Origin of the sequence: Micromonospora sp. CCTCC AA 2012012 (assembly GCF_040499845.1) — a bacterium.
GTDB lineage: Bacteria > Actinomycetota > Actinomycetes > Mycobacteriales > Micromonosporaceae > Micromonospora > Micromonospora mangrovi.
Map to the genome: position 1 here is coordinate 17,875 of NZ_CP159342.1, position 19,823 is coordinate 37,697.

Sequence of the window (19,823 nt, forward strand, 5' to 3'; positions counted from 1 at the left end):
TGAGGGGCGCGGGAGGGGCCCCGACAGCGCGTTCCGCGACGTCGGGGCCCCTCTCCACCGCCGTCACCACGCAGCGGACGGTCGGCCACCCGATCCGTCGGGGATGGCACCGTCCGCTACGGTGACACCGCCTGTTCACGTACGACCGCCGGAGGACCAGTGCCGCTGCTCTACACCATCGGCAAGCTCACCGTGGCGCCCACGCTCCGGTTGGCCTTCCGTCCACGCGTGGAGGGGTTGGAGCACATTCCGGCGTCCGGCGGTGCCATCTTCGCGGGCAACCACCTCTCCGTCGCCGACGAGCTGCTCCTCGGCACCGTCGTCCCCCGGCACCTGGCCTTCTGGGCGAAGTCCGAGTACTTCAAGGGCACCGGCCTCAAGGGCGCCTTCTCCAAGTTCGTGCTGACCGGGCTGGGCGCCATCCCGGTCGAGCGGGCCGGTGGCCGGGCCGCGCTGTCGGCGTTCGACGCGGCCATCCCGGTGCTCCGGGCCGGTGACCTGGTCGCCGTCTACCCGGAGGGGACCCGTTCGCCCGACGGTCGGCTCTACCGGGGGCGCACCGGTGCGGCCCGGCTGGCCGTGGCGGCCGGCGTGCCGATCATCCCGGTCGGCGTCACCGGCACCGACAAGGCACAGCCGATCGGGACCCGGGTGCCTCGGCCCGGCCGCGCCGAGATCAGCATCCGGTTCGGCAAGCCGCTGGACTTCACCGGCCGGTCCGACGACCGCACCTCGCTGCGCGAGATGACCGACGAGCTGATGGCCGAGATCCAGCGGCTCACCGGCCAGGAGTACGTCCCCCGCTACGCCCCCCGGCGGGCCGAGGCCACCCCGGGCGAGCCGTCGGCCTGACCCGTCACGGCGGGTCGGCGCCCCGGAGCCTCTCCTGGTCGATCACCGCGTCGAGGTCGGCGAGACCCGACATCTGCTTCATCGTGCGGGCCATCCGGGCGTTGCCCGGGATGCGGTCGCGGTTGCCGGCCAGGAAGGCCCAGTAGCCGGCGGTGAACGGGCAGGCGTCCGGTCCGACCCGCTTCTTCGGGTCGTACCGGCAGCCGCCGCAGTAGTCGCTCATCCGGTTGATGTACGCGCCGCCGGAGACGTACGGCTTGGTGGTGATCCGGCCCAGGTCGGCGTACTGGCTCATGCCGACCACGTTCGCGGTCATCACCCACTCGTAGCCGTCCACGAACCGGGTGTGGAACCACTCGACCAGCTCGGACGGGCGGAAGCCGCGCTGGAGCGCGTAGTTGCCGAGCACCATCAGCCGGGGGATGTGGTGCACCCAGGACCGGTCCCGGACCCCGGCGAGCACGTCGGAGAGGCAGTGCGCGTCGACGGCGTCCGCGTCCAGGTCGTTCCACCAGGCCGGCAGGGACCGGCGGGCGCCCAGCTCGTTGCTGTTGCGCCAGCCCGGCTCGAAGTACCAGTAGGTGTGCCAGATGTAGTCCCGCCAGCCCATCACCTGCCGGACGAAGCCCTCCACGCTGGCCAGCGGCGCGCCCTGCTTCCGGTACGCCTGCTCCGCGCCGCGTACCGCCTCGACCGGGTCGAGCAGGCCCAGGTTGAACGAGGACGACAGCATGCTGTGCGCCAGCCACGGGTCGGTCGAGAGCATCGCGTCCTCGTACGGGCCGAAGGCGGCGAGCCGCTTGGTGAGGAAGTGCCGCAGCCGGGCCTTGGCCTCCTTGGCGGTGGCCGGGAACCGGCGCGGGCCGTCCCGCCCGACGAACCGGATGCCCTCCCGCTCCCAGCGGTCCATGTCGGCCCGGACCTCGGCGTCGATGTCGTCCTCCTTCGGCATCGGCGCCGCCGGCACGTCCAGCTTGCCGTCCTTCGGGGGCGGTTCACGGTTCTCGGTGTCCAGGCTCCACCGGCCGCCGACCGGTTCGCCGCCGTCCAGCAGCACCCCGTGGTGCTCGCGGGCGAACCGGTAGAACGCCTCCATCCGCAGTGCGCCCCGGCGCTGGTCCGCCCACTCGGCGAAGTCCGCCAGGCTGGTGACGTAGCCCCGGGCCGGCAGCACGGTGACCCGGTCCAGGCCGGTCACGAACTTCAGGGCGCGCCGGGAGGTGGGGTGGCACACCTCCAGCGGCTCGCGCACCTTCTTCAGCGCCTGCCGGTACGTCTCGGCGCGCAGAAAGATCGCCTGGTCGCCGAGTTCGGCGGCGCGGTGCCGCAGCGCGGAGAGGATCAGGTGGGCCTTCTGCCGGTGATAGACGCGCCGCCGGAAGACCGCCTTCGACTCGATCAGCAGGACCGGCTGTTTCCGGTCGTCGAGGAAGTGCGGCCCCAGCTGATCGGCGAAGAGCCAACGCCGCGACATGTCCCGATTCTGCCCGGCTGCGGCATCCCGTGCCGGATAACCCGAGAGGTCTACGCGTTTGGCGTGATGATCTGCTGGCGCAGCTCGTCGAGCAGCCGGCCGCTGTCGTCCAGCGAGAGCCGGGTGAAGACCCCGGTGGCGAGGCTGCCGTGGTCGACCGAGGTGCAGACCACCACGGCGTCGCCGTCGGCCCGGCCCACCGCGCAGCGCTCGTAGCGGCCCCGGACGCCGGTCTCCACCGGCACCGCGGGGTCGAGCTGGTAACGGTCCTGGAGTCGGGTCAGCTCGGCCTTCGCGTCCGAGTCCGGGCTGAGCCGTACGCCGGTGCTGCCGAAGACGGTGACCAGCTTGCCGTCCGAGCTGCCGTAGACGCCGGCGAAGGTGTCCTCGGCGAGCAGGTTCGCCTGGCGTACCTCGGCCTCCAGGTCACGGACGGTGGCCTGGCTGTCCGCGTCGTCGCGCAGCCGCAGGCCGGTGACCTCGTCGGGGAGCGCGGCGCTGGCCGGGTACTGGGTGGAGTACGGCTGCGCCCACCACAGCGGCACGCCGCAGCAGCAGGCCAGGGTGAGCAGCAGCACCCACGGCCACCGCCGTCGACGGCGGACGGGCACCGGGACGTACCCCCGGGGGGCCTGCCAGCCGGGCGGCGGGGCGACCGGCGGTGGCGTCGCGCGGCGCTGCTTCGGCGGCCGGACCGGCGCGGGCGGCACCGGACGCGGCGGCGACACCGGGCGCGCGGCCGTCGGGGGCGGCGACACCGGGCGCGCGGCCATCGGCGCCGGGCTCACCGGCGGTCCCGTCGGCCGGGCGGTGGGCGGCGGCGGGGCTGGCGCCGGATAGGGGAGCGTGTGCGGTGTCGCCGGGTAGGGCAGCGTCGGCGGCAGTGCCGGGAAGTTGGCCGAGTGCAGGTCCCAGTCGCCGGTGTCGGCGCCCGCCCACGGGTCCACCGGGGTCTGGTGCTCCGGCGCGGCCGCCGACACCGGCGGGACCGGGGTGGGCTCGGCCGACTCGCCCCAGCCACGCTTGCGGGGCGGCGGGGGTGGCACGGGCGCGGACCCGCTCCATCGGGGCGCCGGCGGCTCCGCCCGGGTCGGGTCGGGACGGTGCTCGACCCGGGTGGGATCCGGCTGGCCGGGGACCGGGGTGTCGGCGGCTTCCACGCGGGTGGGGACGGCAGCTGATCCCCGAGCCGGGGTCACCGGCGCTGCCGGCTCCGCGTCGGGCGCTGCCGGGTCCGCGTCGGGCGCTGCCGGATCGGGGCTGCCAAGATCGTCTGACGATCCCGGCACTTCCGCCCGGCGTGTCGATGCCGCGACGTGCAGATGATCAGACGGCGTCGGGGGATCGGTCGGCTCCGGCTCCGGCTCCGGGTCGGGGGTTGGGGGTACGGGGGGAGGGGTGGGCTCCTCGGCGACCGCCGAATCCCGCTCCTGGTCGGTGACCGGGGTGCTCCCGTCGGCCGGCCGGTCTGCTCCCGGCTGCGGCTCCGGCATCGCGGCAACTCCTCTCGCGCCGGTCCGAGGTTAGTACCGCCGCGCCACCGTCGCCGAACTCGCCCGTCGGGTGGGCGCGTACCCTTGGGCATCATGAGTGCCCCGTCCACGACGCCGCGCCCCGCCGCGGCCAATTCGATCTGGCCCCGGCTGGAGCCGCTGCTGCCCCAGGTCACCAAGCCCATCCAGTACGTCGGTGGCGAGCTGGGCGCGGTGGTCAAGGACTGGGACGCCGCGGTGGTCCGCTGGGCGCTGATGTATCCCGACGCGTACGAGGTGGGGCTGCCCAACCAGGGCGTCCAGATCCTCTACGAGGTGCTCAACGAGCTGCCCGACGTGCTCGCCGAGCGGACGTACGCGGTCTGGCCGGACCTGGAGGCGCTGATGCGCACCCACGGCGTGCCGCAGTTCACCGTCGACGCGCACCGCTCGGTCCGCGACTTCGACGTCTTCGGCGTCTCCTTCTCCACCGAGCTGGGCTACACCAACCTGCTCACCGCGATCGACCTGGCCGGCATCCCGCTGCTCGCCGCCGACCGGACCGAGGCCGACCCGGTGATCGTGGCCGGTGGGCACGCCGCGTTCAACCCGGAGCCGATCGCCGACTTCGTCGACGCCGCCGTGCTCGGTGACGGCGAGGAGGCGGTCCTGGAGATCACCACGATCGTCCGGGAGTGGAAGGCGGAGGGCTCCCCGGGTGGCCGGGACGAGCTGCTGCTGCGGCTGGCCCGCACCGAGAGCGTCTACGTCCCCCGCTTCTACGACGTGGACTACCTGCCCGACGGCCGGATCCAGCGGGTCGTGCCGAACCGCCCGGACGTGCCGTTCCGGGTGCACAAGCGCACGACGATGGACCTGGACGCCTGGCCGTACCCGAAGAAGCCCCTGGTCCCGCTCGCCGAGACGGTCCACGAGCGGTACGCGGTGGAGATCTTCCGGGGCTGCACCCGGGGCTGCCGGTTCTGCCAGGCGGGCATGATCACCCGCCCGGTGCGGGAGCGGTCGATCACCACGGTCGGGCAGATGGTCAAGGAGGGCCTGGAGTTCTCCGGCTTCCACGAGGTGGGTCTGCTCTCCCTGTCGTCGGCCGACCACTCGGAGATCGGCGACATGTGCTCCGGCCTCGCCGAGCAGTACGCGGGCACCAACGTCTCGCTGTCGCTGCCGTCGACCCGGGTGGACGCGTTCAACATCGACCTGGCGCAGGAGTTGTCCCGCAACGGGCGGCGGACCGGTCTGACCTTCGCCCCGGAGGGCGGGTCGGAGCGGATCCGCAAGGTGATCAACAAGATGGTGTCGAAGGACGACCTCATCCGCACCGTGGTCACCGCGTACACCAACGGCTGGCGGCAGGTGAAGCTCTACTTCATGTGCGGCCTGCCCACCGAGACCGACGAGGACGTCCTCGAGATCGCGGACATGGCGCACGAGGTCATCCGCGCCGGCCGCGCCGCGACCGGCTCGAAGGACATCCGCTGCACGGTCTCGATCGGTGGCTTCGTGCCGAAGCCGCACACCCCGTTCCAGTGGGCCTCGATGGCCGACCCGGAGACCATCGACCGCCGGTTGAAGCTGCTCAAGCAGGCCATCAACTCGGACCGCTCGCTGGGCCGGGCGATCGGCTACCGCTATCACGACGGCGAGCCGTCGCTGATCGAGGGCCTGCTCAGCCGGGGTGACCGGCGGGTCGGCGCGGTGATCCGCAAGGTCTGGGAGAACGGCGGCCGGTTCGACGGCTGGAGCGAGCACTTCTCCTACCAGCGCTGGGTGACCGCCGCCGCCGAGGTGCTGCCGACCTTCGGCGTGGATCTCGACTGGTACACCACCCGGGAGCGTGACGAGCTGGAGGTCCTGCCCTGGGACCACCTCGACTCGGGGCTGGACAAGGACTGGCTCTGGCAGGACTGGCAGGACTCGCTGTCGGAGTACGAGCAGGACGACTGCCGGTGGACCCCGTGCTTCGACTGCGGCGTCTGCCCCTCCATGGACACCGAGATCCAGATCGGCCCCACCGGGAAGAAGCTGCTCCCGCTCACCCCCGTCAACGGCCTGAAGGTCCCCACCGGCGCCCAGCAGTGACCGCACCGGAGCGGGCGCGCCGCGGGTCTCCCGCGCGCCGCCCGCTCCGCCCGGTGATCATGAAGTTATCGTCTGCGGCACGGCGTGTCGCCGACGGCAACTTCATGATCACCCGGTTCTGACCGACGAGGAGCACGACGATCAGCAAGAAACCACAGCCGGAGGGCGGGCAGGCGCCCGTCGTCCAGCGCGTCCGGATCCGGTACGCCAAGCGCGGACCGCTGCGGTTCACCTCGCACCGGGACTTCGCCCGGGCCTTCGAGCGCGCGCTGCGCCGGGCCGGCGTACCGATCGCCTTCTCCCAGGGCTTCACCCCGCACCCCAAGATCTCGTACGCCTCGGCGGCCCCCACCGGGGTGGCCAGCGAGGCGGAATACCTGGAGATCGGGCTCCGCGAACCGGTCGACCCGGCGCAGTTGCGGGCGGCGCTCGACGCGGCGCTCTCACCCGGCCTCGACGTGCTCGACGCGGTGGTGGCCGCCGGCGGCAACCTGCCCGACCGGATCGAGGCCTCGCACTGGCGCACCGAGCTGCCCGAGGTCGAGCCGGCCGTGCTGGAGCGCGCCGTCGCCGCCTTCACCGCCGCCGACGAGGTCCAGGTCGAGCGGATGACCAAGCAGGGGCGACGCACCTTCGACGCCCGGGCGGCCGTCATCCGCATCGATGTCCTGCCGTCGGCGCAGACGCCTTCCGGGGTCCCCGCCGCGCCGTGTGCGATACTCGAACTGGTCGTGCGGCAGGTCACCCCGTCCGTACGGCCCGATGACGTCCTTTCCGGCCTCCGCGTGGTGGCCGACCTGGAGCCGCCGGTCTCCCCGAAGGTGATCCGGCTGGCTCAGGGCACGTTGACCGCGCAGGGCGAGATCGTGGATCCGTTGGATGCGGACCGCGACGGGGCAGCCATCGGAGAGCACTGACCGACGGTCAGTGCTCTGGCAGGCAGACTTCGGCGGTCGCGCTTCCCGCGCGCCCGGCGGAAACACTTTTGCGGCGACCCTGCGTGGCAGCGCTCACCCGCGCCCGGGGCAGCCAGAACTGGAGAACGTCCATGCTCGAGAACGAGCCCGAGGGCGGCGAACGGACCGGTTCTCAGCCGGCCGCCGACACCGCCGAGACCAGCACCGCCGGCACGCCCGAGGCCGCGCCCCCGCCGCGTAAGCGGGCCAGCCGGCGCCGGGTGGCCCCGCTCAACCAGCCGGAGCAGACCGACGCCCCGGCCGAGGCGTCCACCGACGCCGGGTCGACCAGCGGCGAGGCCCCCCAGGCGGAGGTCTTCGCCCCGATCGCCGGTGAGCTGGAGTCCGCGCCCAAGACCACCCGGCGGCGCCGCAAGGCGACCACCGCCAATGCGGTCGAGGAGCCCGTGGTCGCCACCGGGGTCGAGGAGGCCTCCGCGGAGGTCCTTCCGCCGGTCAAGGTGACCCGTACCCGGCGGAAGAAGGCCGTCCCGCCGGCCGCCGAGACCCCGGCTGCGGAAATCCCCGCCGCGGAGACCCCGGCCGACGAGGCCGCCGCCCCCGCCGGTCCGGCCACCGAGCCGCACGCGGTCGCCGAGCCGCAGGCCGACACCGAGCCGGTCGAGGAGGCCGAGGAGGGCGAGGAGGGCGAGCCGACCCCGACCGGGCAGGTCGCCGGTGCGCCCACCCCGACCGCCGTCGGCACCGCCGAGGTGCCGCCGGCCGCCGCTCCGACCGGTGCGGTCGAGCCCGGCGCGGCAGTCCCCGGCGAGGTCGAGCAGCCGGAGCCGCGGACCCGGCGGCGCCGGCCCGCGCTCTCCGCGCCGACCGTGCTCTTCATGGCCCCGCAGCCGGACGAGGTGCCCGTCGTCCGGGCCGCCCCGCCCGCGCCGGTGGTCGAGGAGCCGGCCGCCGAGGAGCCGGTCGAGACCGGCCGGCGTCGCCGTCGGGGCCGCCGCGAGGCGGAACCGGTCGAGGTGGAGGCCGAGGAGGAACCCACCGCCGAGGCGGAGGAGACCGCCGAGACCGAGGACGAGGACGAGGACGAGACCGCCGCCGCCCGGCGTCGCCGGCGGCGGGGCCGCCGTGGGCGTGGCCGTGGCAAGGGTGGCGCGGACGACCTCGACGACGAGGACTCCGAGGAGGCCGTACCGGCCGGTGCCGCCGAGGCGGAGGCCGAAGCCGAGGAGGCCGAGGAAGACGAGGGCGAGGGCGACGGGATGACCCGCCGCCGTCGTCGCCGCCGTCGGCGCGGTGCCGGTGACGTCGAGGGGACCGCCGACGACGGCGTACCCACCGTGGTGAAGATCCGCGAGCCCCGTCGCGCGGTCGACGAGGTGCAGGGCGTCTCCGGCTCGACCCGGCTGGAGGCCAAGCGCCAGCGCCGCCGGGACGGCCGCGAGCAGCGGCGTACCCGGCCGCCGATCCTGAGCGAGTCGGAGTTCCTGGCCCGCCGGGAGGCGGTCGACCGGGTGATGGCGGTACGCCAGCGCGGTGACCGGACCCAGATCGCCGTCCTGGAGGACGGCGTGCTGGTCGAGCACTACGTCACCCGCAACTCCTCCGGCACCATGGCCGGCAACGTCTATCTCGGCAAGGTGCAGAACGTGCTGCCGAGCATGGAGGCGGCGTTCGTCGACATCGGGCGCGGCCGCAACGCCGTGCTCTACGCCGGCGAGGTGAACTGGGACACCAGCGGCCTGGAGGGCCGGGCCCGCTCGATCGAGCAGGCCCTCAAGTCCGGCGACTCGGTGCTGGTGCAGGTCACCAAGGACCCGATCGGGCACAAGGGCGCCCGGCTGACCAGCCACGTCGCGCTCTCCGGCCGGCACCTGGTCTACGTCCCCAACGGCAACGCCTCCGGCATCAGCCGGAAGCTGCCGGACAACGAGCGCAAGCGGCTGCGGGACGCGCTGAAGAAGCTGGTCCCGGACGGCGCGGGTGTGATCGTCCGGACCGCCGCCGAGGGGGCGAGCGAGGACGAGCTGGCCCGCGACGTCAAGCGGCTCCAGGCGCAGTGGGAGGACATCCAGGCCAAGGCGGCCGAGGGTGGCGCCCCGGTGCTGCTGTACGAGGAGCCCGACCTGGTCATCCGGGTGGTGCGGGACCTGTTCAACGAGGACTTCCGCGAGCTGGTGATCGAGGGCGACCAGTCGTACGACATGGTCGAGTCGTACCTGTCGCACGTCTCGCCCGACCTGGTGGAGCGGCTGCGCCGGTACGTCGGCACCGGCGACGTCTTCGCCGAGTACCGGATCGACGAGCAGATCCTCAAGGGGCTGGACCGCAAGGTCTTCCTCCCCTCGGGTGGTTCGCTGGTGATCGACCGGACCGAGGCGATGACGGTCATCGACGTCAACACCGGCAAGTACACCGGCTCCGGCGGCAACCTGGAGGAGACGGTCACCCGGAACAACCTGGAGGCGGCCGAGGAGATCGTGCGTCAGCTCCGGCTGCGCGACCTCGGCGGCATCGTGGTGATCGACTTCATCGACATGGTGCTGGAGTCGAACCGGGAGCTGGTGCTGCGCCGGCTCACCGAGTGCCTGGGCCGGGACCGCACCAAGCACCAGGTGACCGAGATCACCTCGCTGGGCCTGGTCCAGATGACCCGCAAGCGGGTCGGCGCGGGCCTGCTGGAGTCGTTCAGCGAGACCTGCGAGTGCTGCAAGGGTCGCGGCCTGATCATCCACACCGAGCCGGTGCCGGAGAAGCCGCGAACCGGCGGCAACGCGGGGGAGAAGGTCAAGGCGGTCGCCTCGGCCGTCACCACCACCCCGCCGGCCGAGTCGGGTTCCGCCTCCTCCCGGCGGCGGGCCCGCAAGACGGCGCAGACGCCCGAGCGGTCCGTGGTCGAGGTGGCCGAGGTGCCCGAGGCGGAGGCGCCCGGTGTCGAGGCGGCCCGGGTCGAGCCGCCGAGCGAGGCGGAGTACCACGACACCATGGGCTACGACCTCTCCCGGTACGAGACCGAGACGCCGGCCGCCCCGGCGGTCGCCGACAGCCAGGAGGGCGACTCCGCCCGGCTGGCCGCGGCGGACGACCCGGACGCGCTCGGCGACGGCGAGGACGACGGTGCCGAGGGCGGCGGTGGGCGGCGGCGCTCGCGCCGCGGGGGCGCCCGGCGGCGTACCCGGCCGTGAGGCACTGAGCCGCACGACGTTTCGACAGGGCCCCCGCCCCGGCTGTCCGGTGGCGGGGGCCCTGTCGTACCCGTGGGGACGGCTCAGGACGGCGCGGTGGGCCGCTGACCGGCCGCGCCCTTCCCGGGGCGGGCCGGCGCGCCGGCAGCGCCGCGCGGGGCGGGTGACCGGGCTGAACGGCGGGCCCGGTTTGGGGACGGGCCGGCTCATGGCGTACTCTTTCCTGCGGCGCACTTTGGTGTGCCGAGTTCCCGCGTGCCCGCGCCGCCGGTGTCACTGCTACCCGGCGAGTCGCCGTGGGAACGACCGACCGGAAACGGTGGGAAAAGACGCTAGCAGCCTCAACGACAGGGAGTCCGCCTCCGATGTACGCGATCGTCAAGACCGGCGGCAAGCAGTACAAGGTCGCCGAGGGCGACGTGATCGAGGTCGAGAAGCTCACCGGTGCCCCCGGTGACGCGGTGAAGCTCACCGCGGTGCTCCTCGTCGACGGTGACGACCTGGTGACCGACGCGGCGAAGCTTGCCAAGGTCGCGGTGTCCGGCGAGATCGCCGCGCACACCAAGGGCCCGAAGATCCGGATCCACAAGTTCAAGAACAAGACCGGCTACCACAAGCGCCAGGGTCACCGCCAGCCGCTGACCCAGGTCAAGGTGACCGGCATCTCCAGCGGGAAGTAGGTCGTCCTCCAATGGCTCACAAAAAGGGTGCGTCCAGCTCGCGTAACGGTCGTGACTCCGCGGCCCAGCGACTCGGCGTGAAGCGCTTCGGTGGTCAGGTCGTCAGCGCGGGTGAGATCCTCATCCGTCAGCGTGGCACCAAGTTCCACCCCGGTGACCTGGTCGGCCGTGGCGGCGACGACACGCTGTTCGCGCTGTCCGCCGGTGCGGTCCAGTTCGGCACCAAGCGTGGTCGCAAGACCGTCAGCATCGTGCCGCAGCAGTAGTTCTCTCGCGAAGCGGGCCGCGGACCTCGTGTCCCGGCCCGCTTCGCTTTTCCCCGTGCGGGGCGGACCCCGCTGGAAGGATTGGCGTCGTGACGACGTTCGTTGACCGGGTCGTCCTGCACATGCAGGCTGGCGACGGCGGGCACGGCTGTGTCTCCATCCACCGGGAGAAGTTCAAGCCCTTCGGCGGGCCGGACGGCGGTAACGGCGGGCACGGCGGCAGCGTCTCGCTGGTGGTCGACCCGCAGGTGACCACGCTGCTCGACTTCCACTTCCGGCCGCACCTGAAGGCCGAGAACGGCAAGGGCGGCGCGGGCTCGAACCGGGACGGGGCCAACGGCCACGACCTGATCATCAAGGTGCCGAACGGCACCGTGGTCCAGACCCTCGACGGCGAGGTGCTGGCCGACCTGGTCGGCGCCGGCACCACCTTCGAGGCGGCCCGGGGCGGTCGCGGCGGCCGCGGCAACGCCTCGCTGGCGAACTCCCGGCGCAAGGCCCCCGGCTTCGCCGAGCTGGGCGAGCCCGGGGACCGGCTCGACGTCGTGCTGGAGCTGAAGAGCGTCGCCGACGTCGGCCTGGTGGGCTTCCCGTCCGCCGGCAAGTCGTCGCTGATCTCGGTGATCTCCGCCGCCAAGCCGAAGATCGCCGACTACCCGTTCACCACCCTGGTGCCGAACCTCGGCGTGGTCCGGGTGGACAACCACACCTTCACCGTCGCCGACGTGCCCGGGCTGATCCCCGGCGCGGCCACCGGCAAGGGTCTCGGGCTGGAGTTCCTCCGCCACGTCGAGCGGTGCGCCGTGCTGGTGCACGTGGTCGACACCGCGACGCTGGAGCCCGGCCGGGACCCGCTCGCCGACATCGACACCATCGAGGCCGAGCTGGCCGAGTACGGCGGTCTCGCCGACCGGCCCCGCCTCGTCGCGCTCAACAAGGTCGACGTGCCGGACGGGCAGGACCTCGCCGACATCGTCCGGCCCGACCTGGAGGAGCGGGGCTTCCGTGTCTTCGACGTCTCCGCCGCCACCCGTGAGGGGCTCAAGGAGCTCATGTACGCGATGGCCGAGCTGGTCGAGCAGGCCCGCAGCGCCGCGCCGCCGGCCGAGCCGACCCGGATCGTGATCCGCCCCAAGGCGGTCGACGACGCCGGCTTCACCATCGAGGCGGAGCCGGACGGCTCGTACACCGTCAAGGGTGTCCGGCCGGAGCGCTGGGTGCGGCAGACGAACTTCGACAACGACGAGGCCGTCGGCTTCCTGGCCGACCGGCTGGCCCGGCTGGGCGTCGAGGAGAAGCTGGCCAAGGCGGGCGCGAACCCGGGCGACCTGGTGCGCATCGGCGAGCGGGAGTTCGACTGGCAGCCGACCCTCTACGCGGGCGCGGACTTCATCCCGGGCAACCGGGGCACCGACGTCCGGCTGGAGGAGAAGTCCAACCGGCTCTCCGCGGCCGAGCGGCTGGCCGCCCGCAAGGCGCGCCGGCAGCGGCCGGAGGACGAGGCGGAGGACGCCGCGCAGCACGACGGCTTCGACGCCGACATGGACGACGACGACTGGGAATAGCCCCGACGGGGTCGTGCCCGGGTCGTCGGCCGGAAACCTGCGCGAAATCCGCCGCACCTACCGTGACGGAATGCTGATCGAGTCCCGGCCCGCCACCGATCCGGAGATCGCCACCCTGGTCGCCGCCCAGCAGCGGGAGCTGCGCGCGGCGGACGGCGGGCTGGACGGCCAGGCGACGATCACCCACGACGACATCCGGTACCTGGTGGTGGTCGACGGCGGCCGGGCGGTCGCCTGCGGCGGCATCCAGGCGTTGGGCCGGGACACCGGCGAGCTGAAGCGGATGTACGTCCGCCCGGCGTACCGGGGGCGGGGGATCGCCCGGCAGCTGCTGACCGCCCTGGAGGAGTTGGCCTTCCAGCGGGGGCACAGCGTGGTCTGCCTGGAGACCGGGACCTACCTGCCGGCGGCGATCGGGCTGTACACCTCCGCCGGCTACCGGCCGATCCCGGTCTACGGCGAGTACGTCGACAACCCGTACAGCGTCTGCTTCGCCAAGCGCCTGCCGGTGGCGGCCTGAGCGACCGCCGGGCCGGCCGGGGTCACGCGCCGGTCTCGGCGTGGGCGGCGGTGACCGGCTTCGACTCGGGGCTGGCGTGTTGGCGCAGCACGATGCTCAGCAGGATCAGCACGCCGACGGCGAGGAACTCGCTCTGCCAGTTCTGCATCGACTGGAACCAGAAGTCGCTGGTGCCGAGGAACTGCACGGCGCTGATCGGGGCGGCGCCGCTCTGCAGCGCCTGCTCCTCGTTGTACGCCACCACGCCGCCGAGCAGGTGGCCGAGGAACGAGCCGGCGAAGATCATCAGCAGCGCGATCGACAGGCTGTTGCGGTAGACGGCGAGGGGGAGCCCGCCGACCCGGACCGGCCACGGCGAGTCCGGCTTGGCCCGGCGCGGGTCGTCGTCGGGTCGGTCCTTCTGGTCCTCGGGCTTGGACTCGGCCGAGCCCTTCTGCACCAGGTACGCGGTGAGCAGCACGTAGCCACCCATCTGCAGGAACTCCGACTCCCAGTTCTCGAAGACCGCCTCGGCGAAGTGCCCGGTGCCCAGGTACGCCCACCAGCTCAGCGGTGCGGCGCCGTACTGGGTGAGTTCCTCGTTGTGCACCTGCCAACCGAACACGCTCTGCAACAGCAGGAAGATCAGGAACGCGCCCAGCATGGCGACCGTCAGCGCGTTCTCCCGCAACCACCGTGGCATCGCAGGACCTCCTCGTCCGTCGGGTCACTCCCCGTGATCACCCATCGTTGCCCTGGGCAATGTTCCGGCAAACGCCCGTACGGCGTGTCGGGCGGGGCCACCCGCCGGGTGACGGCGCAGGTCAGGGGCGGTCGATCGGGGTGTCGAGCCGGCCGCCGGTGCCCGCGTCGTTGTCCAGCAGCAGGCCGAGGGCGAGCATGCCGAAGCCGAGGAAGAGGTGCAGCCAGTTGTCGGCGTCGTTGAGCGGCACGAAGTTGGCGGCGGACTCCCGGTCGATGGCGAAGCCGTAGAGCCAGAGGCCGAGATAGGCGGCACCACCTCCGGCCAGGAAGAGCCGTGCCCCGGCGAGCCGGCGGGACAGCACCAGCCCGACCAGCCCGAAGAGCAGATGCAGGACGTTGTGCAGGACCGACACCTGGAACAGCCCGATCAGCTTCGCCCCGGAGTGGTGACCGGCGAAGGCGAGGTCGCCGTAGTGCGTCGTGAAGCCGGGCACGAAGCCGAGCACGCCGATCACCACGAAGAGGGCGGCCACCACGGCGGCGATCGCCTGGATGCGGGGTCTCCGACCGGCCGGGGCGCGTTCGCGCGCGTGGCGTGCCATCGCTGTCACCTCCGTGGATCAGCCGCCGCCCGGGCGGGACGACCCTCCATTGTGTGATCACGAGGGGCCGGTTCCGCAGAGAAATGACGAATCAGGCATGGACCCGGCGACCGGGGGTAGGTCAATGGTCACGCCGGCACCGCGTCGGTGTGATCCCCCCAGCGCAACCGCGACGACTATCCGAGCGGAAGGGAAATCATGACTTACGATCTCTCACCCACGTCCTCCACGTACGGGCAGGAGTCGAACAACGGCGGTGTCCGTGACCAGGCCCGCCAGGTCGGCTCAGAAGCCGCCAACGCGGGTGGCGCGGTCGCACAGACCGCCAAGGACCAGGGCAAGGAGGTTGTCGGCGAGGCGAAGCGCCAGGCTCGCAACCTCTATGGCGAGGCCCGCAACCAGGTCACCGCGCAGACCAGCCAGCAGCAGCAGCGCGCCGCCGGTGGCCTGCGTTCGCTGGCCGAGGAGATGCGCTCGATGGCGCAGAACAGCGGCCAGAGCGGCCCCGTGAGCGAGCTGGCCCACCAGGCCGCCGACCGGGTGCACGGCGTGGCCGGCTGGCTGGAGCAGCGCGAGCCGGGCGACATCCTCAACGAGGTGAAGACCTACGCCCGCCGCAACCCGGGCACCTTCCTGGTCGGGGCCGCCGTCCTCGGTGTGCTCGCCGGTCGACTGACCAAGAACATCGCCGCCGCCGGTGACGACAACGGCACCGCGCAGCGGGCGTACGGCTACGACCCGGACCGGACCGCGGTCATCCCGAACTCGCGCACCGTCTCCGACGTCCCGCCGGGCGGCTACCTCGACCCGACGCCGGGCACCTACGCCGAGCCGGACCCGGGCTACGCCGCGCCGGGTGGCTACGCGCAGCCGGCCTCCGGTGGCTACGCCGACCCGACCCCGGGCAGCTACGCCGACCCGTACTCGGGCACCGGTCAGCCGCTGCCGCCGGTGAACCAGACCGACCCGCTGCCGGGCGTGCCGTCCAGCGGCACCACCCGCCCGTGAGCGGCCGACGCGACAGAAGGGAGGCGACGGCATGAGCATGCCGACGCAGGGATCCGGCGTGAACGCCGCGTACCCGGTCGACCCGGGGCACCACGCGAACGCGCCCTACGCCGGGGACCCGACCGCGCCGCACAGCGCGGACGAGGTTCGCGGCAGCTCGATCGGTGAGCTGATGCGCTCGGTCACCACCGACCTCTCCACGCTGATGCGCCAGGAGGTCGAGCTGGCCAAGGCGGAGATCCGCCAGGAGGGCAAGAAGGCGGGCAAGGCCGCCGGGTTCTACGGTGGCGCCGGCTTCGGCGGCTACATGGTGGCGCTCTTCGTCTCCATCGCCATCTGGCAGTTCCTGGACAACGTGATGGACGAGGGACTCGCCGCGCTGATCGTGGCCGTCGTCTGGGCCGTCGTCGCCGCCGTCCTCTACTCCAAGGCCAAGAAGAACGCCGAGAACATCCGCGGCCTCAAGCAGACCAACGACAGCGTGCAGCGCATCCCCGACGCGCTCAAGCCGCACCCGGAGGGAGTCACCCGATGAGCACCGATCCCGACCAGATCCGCCGGGAGATCGAGGCGACGCGCAACAGCCTCAGCACCGACGTGGACGCGCTGGCGTACAAGGTCAGCCCGAGCCGCATCGTCGACGACCGCAAGCAGCGGGCGCGCAACGCGCTCCAGAACGTTAAGGACAAGGTGATGGGCAGCGCTTCCGACCTGGGTCACAGCACCGGCTACGCCGCGCACTCGGCCGGCGGCCACGTCTCCTCGGCGGCCTCCACCGTCGGTGACAAGGCGCACGCCGCCGCGTCCACCGTGGGTGACAAGGCGCACGCCGCCGCCTCGACGGTCGGCGACGCCGCCCACCGGACTCCGCAGGTGATCCGCGAGAAGTCCCAGGGCAACCCGCTGGCCGCCGGCCTGATCGCCTTCGGCGTCGGCATGCTGGTCTCCTCGCTGATCCCGACCACGCGCCGCGAGCAGGAGCTGGCGTCGCAGGTCAAGGAGAAGGCGACCGAGCACAGCGGGGTGGTGAAGGAGAAGCTGGGCGAGGTCGCCAGCGAGATCAAGGAGGAGCTGCGCGAGCCGGCGCAGCACGCCACCGAGTCGCTGAAGTCGACCGCGCAAGACGCCGTGCACGCGGTGAAGGACGACTCGAAGTCCGCCGCGTACGACGTCAAGGACACCGCGCAGCAGGCCCGCGAACAGGCCCGGTACTGATCGGGTTCCACGCAGCAGGGCCCCCTGTCGACGCCAGCCGTCGACCGGGGGCCCTTGGCGTTCAGTCCGGCCGGCGGTCGTCCGCCTGCACCCAGAGCGTCAGGTCGCCGGGCCCGGGGTCGCCCAGCCTTCGGCGCAGGGCGCGCCGGGAGTGCGCGGCGGTGCGCAGCCGGGCACCCGCGTAGGGGACCCCGCCGCGCAGCCGGGCAGCCAGCGCCAGCCAGGAGCAGACCCCGCGTTCCAGCGCCCAGAGCGGCGCCGCGAGCGCGGTGTGCGCCGGGAAGACCCGGCGGCCACCGGCCCGCCGACGCCCCAGCTCGGCCACCGCCACGGTCACCGCGGCGGCCCGCAGCAGCAGTCCCGGACGCCGGGCCACCAACGCGGCCACCACGCCGGGCAGCACCGCCAGCGAGGCCAGCAGCCGGACCGGTTGGGCCAGCTCGTCGTACGCCTGCCGGACCCGCTGCCCGTGGAAGTGCGCGGCGGTCGGCGGGAGCCGGCGTACGTGCAGCCAGGCGGGGGTCGCCGTGCTGCCGCCGTACGCCCGCACGGTGCGCACCAGCTCCAGGTTCTCGAAGAGCACGTCCGGGTCGTAGCCGCCCATCGCGCGGAAGGTGCTGCGGCGCACCGCCAGGGTGCCCGGCCAGTCCCCGCCGAACGCCCGGTTGAGCAGGACCCGGCCGGTGTCCCACCAGGCATGCCAGGGCAACGGGTCGAAGTGGTTCTGCGGCCGGACCAGGTCCACCCGGTCCAGCAGGGCGTGCACCGCCCGCAGCGCCGTCTCGTCGTACCGGACGTCGTCGTCGCCGATCACCACGTGCTCGTGCCGGGCCAGCGCCACCCCGGTGAGCACGCCACGCACCTTGCCGTTGGCGCCGCGCAGCGCGGGGTCGGGGCGGACGTGCCGGACCAGGTACCGCCAGGCGGCGGCGTGCCGGGCGAAGAGGTCGGGCGGGGAGCCGTCGACCACGGTCACGTCCACCCAGCGGGCGAGGACGCGCAGGTGGTCGGTGAGTTCGGTCAGGCCGGTGTCGTCGGACCAGCGCAGCGGCAGGACGTACTCGACCGGCAGGAGCGCGGGCCGTGGCCTGGGGCCCGCCGGGTCGGCCGGCCCACCGCGGACCGGGGTGGGTGCGGGGAGCCGGTCGGCGACCGTGGCGGCGCGGGCGTCGGGGTCGCGGGCCGGGGCGCTCACGTCGCCTCCCCGAGCCGGTGGGCGGGGACGTGCCCACGGCTGTCCTGGACGTCGGCCGGGCCGTGCCGGCCGTGCTCGCCGGGGTCGAACGCCACGGCCGCCTCCCGAGGGTCGTGCGAACGGTCACCGCCGGGTGCCCGGTTTTTCGCTTATGAAACCGCTGCGCCGTTTCGGCGCCTCCCTGCCGGGTAGCGCTGCGGGATGCGGGCGGTCCAGTCCCGGACGCCCGGGTGGAGGAGACGTGATGACCAGCAACGGAACGAGGTGGGCCGTGGCCGGCGTCGCCACGGCGACCGCGGTCGGCGTCGGTCGGGTGGTCGCCCGGCGACGACACCGGCACCAGCCGGATCGGACGGGCGGCTGGTACGTCGTCCACCGCGCCATCACCGTGGACCGTCCGGTGGACGCCGTCATCGGCTTCTGGACCGACCGGGAACGGCTCGACCGGGCGCTGGCCGAGTGGGCGACCCTGGAACAGCTCGACGACAACCGGTGGCGCTGCGTGGCCAGCGACCCGGCCGGCGGCGGCACCGAGTGGCGCGCCGAGCTGACCGTGGACGGCCCCGGCCGGTTCAGTTGGCGGGTGACCGACGGGCCGGTGGCCCAGCAGGGGCGGGTCGAGCTGGTCCCGGCGCCGCAGGACCGGGGCACCGAGATCCGCGCCGAGCTGCGCTGGCGCTCCGGCCCGGTACGCCGGACGTTGGGGCTGACCACCGGCCGCGATCCCGACCTGGGCCTGCGGACCGCGCTGCGCCGGATCAAGTCGCTGATCGAGACCGGTCAGGTGATCGACACCCGGCACGACCCGTCGGGGCGCAGCCCCGCGCAGGAGAAGGCCACCGACAAGGTCCGGGAGAAGCTGATGACCGGAGGCCGGCCGTGAGGGCACTCTGCTGGGAGGGCGTCGACAAGCTCGCCGTCCGCGACGTGCCGGAGCCGCGGATCCGCGCCGAGGGCGACATCGTCGTGAAGGTCCGCGCCAGCAGCGTCTGCGGCTCCGACCTGCACCTGATCAACGGCTACCTGCCGGCGATGCGGGAGGGCGACATCCTCGGCCACGAGTTCATGGGCGAGGTGGTGGAGACCGGCCCGGCCGTCCAGCGGCTGAAGGTCGGTGACCGGGTGGTGGTCGGCTCGGTGGTGGCCTGCGGCGGCTGCTGGTACTGCCGCACCGAGCAGTACTCCCTCTGCGACAACTCCAACCCGCAGCCGGTCATCCCGGAGAAGCTGTGGGGGCACTCGCCGGCCGGCATCCTCGGCTATTCGCACGCGGCCGGCGGCTACTCCGGCAGCCACGCCGAGTACATCCGGGTGCCCTTCGGCGACGTCGGCGCGTTCCGGGTGCCCGACGGGGTGCCGGACGACTCGGTGGTCTTCGCCTCCGACGCGATGCCGACCGGCTGGATGGCCGCCGACTTCTGCAACCTTTCCGGTGGAGAGGTGGTGGCGGTCTGGGGTGCCGGCGGGGTCGGTCAGATGGCCGCCCGGTCGGCCCAGCTCCTCGGCGCCGAGCGGGTCATCGTGATCGACCGGCTGCCGGAGCGGCTCGGTGCCGCCGCCGACCGGCTCGGCGTGGAGACCGTCAACTACGCCGAGACGGACGTGCTGGAGGCGCTGCGGGAGATGACCGGCGGCCGGGGCCCGGACGCCTGCATCGAGGCGGTCGGCATGGAGTCGCACGACGTCGGCCCGATCTACGCGTACGACAAGGCCAAGCAGTCGGCGCGGTTGGCCAGCGACCGGCCGACCTCCGTCCGGCAGGCGATCATGGCCTGCCGCAAGGGCGGCACGGTCAGCATCGTCGGCGTCTACGGCGGCCTGGTCGACAAGTTCCCGCTCGGTGCGGCGATGAACAAGGCCCTGACGCTGCGGATGGGGCAGATGCACGCCCAGCGCTACATCCCGATGCTGCTGGACCGCCTCGCCGCCGGCGAGATCGACCCCGGTTACCTCGCCACCCACCCGATGTCGCTGGAGGAGGGGGCCCGGGGGTACGAGATGTTCGAGAAGAAGCAGGACGGCTGCCTGCGTACCGTCCTGCACCCGCAGCTGAACTGAACCGGCCCGCCGGGGCGTGCGTCGATTCGACGG

At 73.1% G+C, this 19,823-nt stretch carries 18 protein-coding genes; 13 read left to right on the forward strand and 5 right to left on the reverse strand.

Annotated features, from left to right (window positions below):
• The first annotated feature begins 159 nt into the window (after window positions 1–159).
• On the forward strand, window positions 160–852 hold the full coding sequence (locus ABUL08_RS00065; protein ID WP_350933541.1) for a lysophospholipid acyltransferase family protein: 693 nt from the start codon (window positions 160–162) through the stop codon (window positions 850–852).
• Window positions 853–856: 4 nt separating this feature from the next.
• Here ABUL08_RS00065 and ABUL08_RS00070 read toward each other — a convergent pair whose 3' ends face one another.
• Entirely contained in the window at window positions 857–2,326 is a 1,470-nt protein-coding gene (locus ABUL08_RS00070) for a cryptochrome/photolyase family protein (protein ID WP_350933542.1), read from the reverse strand.
• A gap of 50 nt (window positions 2,327–2,376) precedes the next feature.
• Window positions 2,377–3,486 (reverse strand): hypothetical protein, encoded by a 1,110-nt coding sequence (locus ABUL08_RS00075; RefSeq protein ID WP_350933543.1) that lies wholly within the window; start codon window positions 3,484–3,486, stop codon window positions 2,377–2,379.
• Window positions 3,487–3,912: 426 nt separating this feature from the next.
• Here ABUL08_RS00075 and ABUL08_RS00080 point away from each other — a divergent pair, with 426 nt between their 5' ends.
• From ABUL08_RS00080 to ABUL08_RS00110, 7 genes are all read left to right on the forward strand, one after another.
• Entirely contained in the window at window positions 3,913–5,898 is a 1,986-nt protein-coding gene (locus tag ABUL08_RS00080) for a TIGR03960 family B12-binding radical SAM protein (RefSeq protein WP_350933544.1), read from the forward strand.
• A 197-nt stretch (window positions 5,899–6,095) separates the two neighbouring features.
• Window positions 6,096–6,815 carry a TIGR03936 family radical SAM-associated protein gene (locus ABUL08_RS00085; RefSeq protein WP_350938409.1) on the forward strand — a complete coding sequence of 240 codons (720 nt, stop codon included), beginning with the start codon at window positions 6,096–6,098 and terminating at the stop codon, window positions 6,813–6,815.
• Window positions 6,816–6,946: 131 nt separating this feature from the next.
• Window positions 6,947–9,997 carry an Rne/Rng family ribonuclease gene (locus ABUL08_RS00090; protein WP_350933545.1) on the forward strand — a complete coding sequence of 1,017 codons (3,051 nt, stop codon included), beginning with the start codon at window positions 6,947–6,949 and terminating at the stop codon, window positions 9,995–9,997.
• Between the two features lie 365 nt (window positions 9,998–10,362).
• The gene (rplU, locus tag ABUL08_RS00095) at window positions 10,363–10,677 is read left to right on the forward strand and encodes a 50S ribosomal protein L21 (protein WP_067312477.1); all 315 of its coding nucleotides are present in this window, start codon (window positions 10,363–10,365) and stop codon (window positions 10,675–10,677) included.
• Window positions 10,678–10,688: 11 nt separating this feature from the next.
• Window positions 10,689–10,943: a 50S ribosomal protein L27 gene (rpmA, locus tag ABUL08_RS00100; protein WP_088960747.1), complete on the forward strand. Its 255-nt coding sequence runs from the start codon at window positions 10,689–10,691 to the stop codon at window positions 10,941–10,943.
• A gap of 89 nt (window positions 10,944–11,032) precedes the next feature.
• Complete coding sequence (obgE, locus tag ABUL08_RS00105; protein WP_350933546.1) at window positions 11,033–12,508, forward strand: GTPase ObgE; 1,476 nt, start codon at window positions 11,033–11,035, stop codon at window positions 12,506–12,508.
• A gap of 70 nt (window positions 12,509–12,578) precedes the next feature.
• Complete coding sequence (locus ABUL08_RS00110) at window positions 12,579–13,028, forward strand: GNAT family N-acetyltransferase (protein ID WP_350933547.1); 450 nt, start codon at window positions 12,579–12,581, stop codon at window positions 13,026–13,028.
• Window positions 13,029–13,050: 22 nt separating this feature from the next.
• Here ABUL08_RS00110 and ABUL08_RS00115 read toward each other — a convergent pair whose 3' ends face one another.
• Together ABUL08_RS00115 and ABUL08_RS00120 are read right to left on the reverse strand one after the other, a co-directional pair.
• Window positions 13,051–13,710 (reverse strand): DUF6766 family protein, encoded by a 660-nt coding sequence (locus tag ABUL08_RS00115; RefSeq protein WP_350933548.1) that lies wholly within the window; start codon window positions 13,708–13,710, stop codon window positions 13,051–13,053.
• A 121-nt stretch (window positions 13,711–13,831) separates the two neighbouring features.
• Window positions 13,832–14,314 carry a DUF4383 domain-containing protein gene (locus ABUL08_RS00120; protein WP_350933550.1) on the reverse strand — a complete coding sequence of 161 codons (483 nt, stop codon included), beginning with the start codon at window positions 14,312–14,314 and terminating at the stop codon, window positions 13,832–13,834.
• Window positions 14,315–14,512: 198 nt separating this feature from the next.
• Between ABUL08_RS00120 and ABUL08_RS00125 the strand changes: the two genes are divergently transcribed.
• The 3 genes from ABUL08_RS00125 to ABUL08_RS00135 are packed head-to-tail and all read left to right on the forward strand — an operon-like array spanning window position 14,513 to window position 16,537.
• Window positions 14,513–15,322 (forward strand): hypothetical protein, encoded by an 810-nt coding sequence (locus ABUL08_RS00125; RefSeq protein ID WP_350933551.1) that lies wholly within the window; start codon window positions 14,513–14,515, stop codon window positions 15,320–15,322.
• A 31-nt stretch (window positions 15,323–15,353) separates the two neighbouring features.
• On the forward strand, window positions 15,354–15,857 hold the full coding sequence (locus ABUL08_RS00130; RefSeq protein ID WP_350933552.1) for a phage holin family protein: 504 nt from the start codon (window positions 15,354–15,356) through the stop codon (window positions 15,855–15,857).
• The gene (locus tag ABUL08_RS00135) at window positions 15,854–16,537 is read left to right on the forward strand and encodes a DUF3618 domain-containing protein (protein WP_350933553.1); all 684 of its coding nucleotides are present in this window, start codon (window positions 15,854–15,856) and stop codon (window positions 16,535–16,537) included. Before ABUL08_RS00130 ends, ABUL08_RS00135 begins: the two co-directional genes overlap by 4 nt.
• Before the next feature lie 61 nt (window positions 16,538–16,598).
• Here the strand turns inward: ABUL08_RS00135 and ABUL08_RS00140 are convergent, their stop codons facing one another.
• Window positions 16,599–17,732 (reverse strand): glycosyltransferase family 2 protein, encoded by a 1,134-nt coding sequence (locus tag ABUL08_RS00140; protein ID WP_350933554.1) that lies wholly within the window; start codon window positions 17,730–17,732, stop codon window positions 16,599–16,601.
• 244 nt (window positions 17,733–17,976) lie between these two features.
• Here ABUL08_RS00140 and ABUL08_RS00145 point away from each other — a divergent pair, with 244 nt between their 5' ends.
• Both ABUL08_RS00145 and ABUL08_RS00150 read left to right on the forward strand, forming a co-directional pair.
• Window positions 17,977–18,615 carry an SRPBCC family protein gene (locus ABUL08_RS00145; RefSeq protein ID WP_350933555.1) on the forward strand — a complete coding sequence of 213 codons (639 nt, stop codon included), beginning with the start codon at window positions 17,977–17,979 and terminating at the stop codon, window positions 18,613–18,615.
• Window positions 18,612–19,790, forward strand: a complete 1,179-nt coding sequence (locus ABUL08_RS00150) for a zinc-dependent alcohol dehydrogenase (protein WP_350933557.1) — start codon at window positions 18,612–18,614, stop codon at window positions 19,788–19,790. Before ABUL08_RS00145 ends, ABUL08_RS00150 begins: the two co-directional genes overlap by 4 nt.
• Window positions 19,791–19,823 lie beyond the last annotated feature (33 nt).

Coding starts and splice junctions, on each gene's coding strand:
- rplU (WP_067312477.1), top strand. CDS start 10,363: ATGTACGCGATCGTCAAGACCGGCGGCAAGCAGTACAAGGTCGCCGAG.
- rpmA (WP_088960747.1), top strand. CDS start 10,689: ATGGCTCACAAAAAGGGTGCGTCCAGCTCGCGTAACGGTCGTGACTCC.
- ABUL08_RS00145 (WP_350933555.1), top strand. CDS start 17,977: ATGACCAGCAACGGAACGAGGTGGGCCGTGGCCGGCGTCGCCACGGCG.
- ABUL08_RS00070 (WP_350933542.1), bottom strand. CDS start 2,326: ATGTCGCGGCGTTGGCTCTTCGCCGATCAGCTGGGGCCGCACTTCCTC.
- ABUL08_RS00080 (WP_350933544.1), top strand. CDS start 3,913: ATGAGTGCCCCGTCCACGACGCCGCGCCCCGCCGCGGCCAATTCGATC.
- ABUL08_RS00125 (WP_350933551.1), top strand. CDS start 14,513: ATGACTTACGATCTCTCACCCACGTCCTCCACGTACGGGCAGGAGTCG.
- ABUL08_RS00130 (WP_350933552.1), top strand. CDS start 15,354: ATGAGCATGCCGACGCAGGGATCCGGCGTGAACGCCGCGTACCCGGTC.
- ABUL08_RS00115 (WP_350933548.1), bottom strand. CDS start 13,710: ATGCCACGGTGGTTGCGGGAGAACGCGCTGACGGTCGCCATGCTGGGC.
- ABUL08_RS00090 (WP_350933545.1), top strand. CDS start 6,947: ATGCTCGAGAACGAGCCCGAGGGCGGCGAACGGACCGGTTCTCAGCCG.
- ABUL08_RS00135 (WP_350933553.1), top strand. CDS start 15,854: ATGAGCACCGATCCCGACCAGATCCGCCGGGAGATCGAGGCGACGCGC.
- ABUL08_RS00120 (WP_350933550.1), bottom strand. CDS start 14,314: ATGGCACGCCACGCGCGCGAACGCGCCCCGGCCGGTCGGAGACCCCGC.
- ABUL08_RS00110 (WP_350933547.1), top strand. CDS start 12,579: ATGCTGATCGAGTCCCGGCCCGCCACCGATCCGGAGATCGCCACCCTG.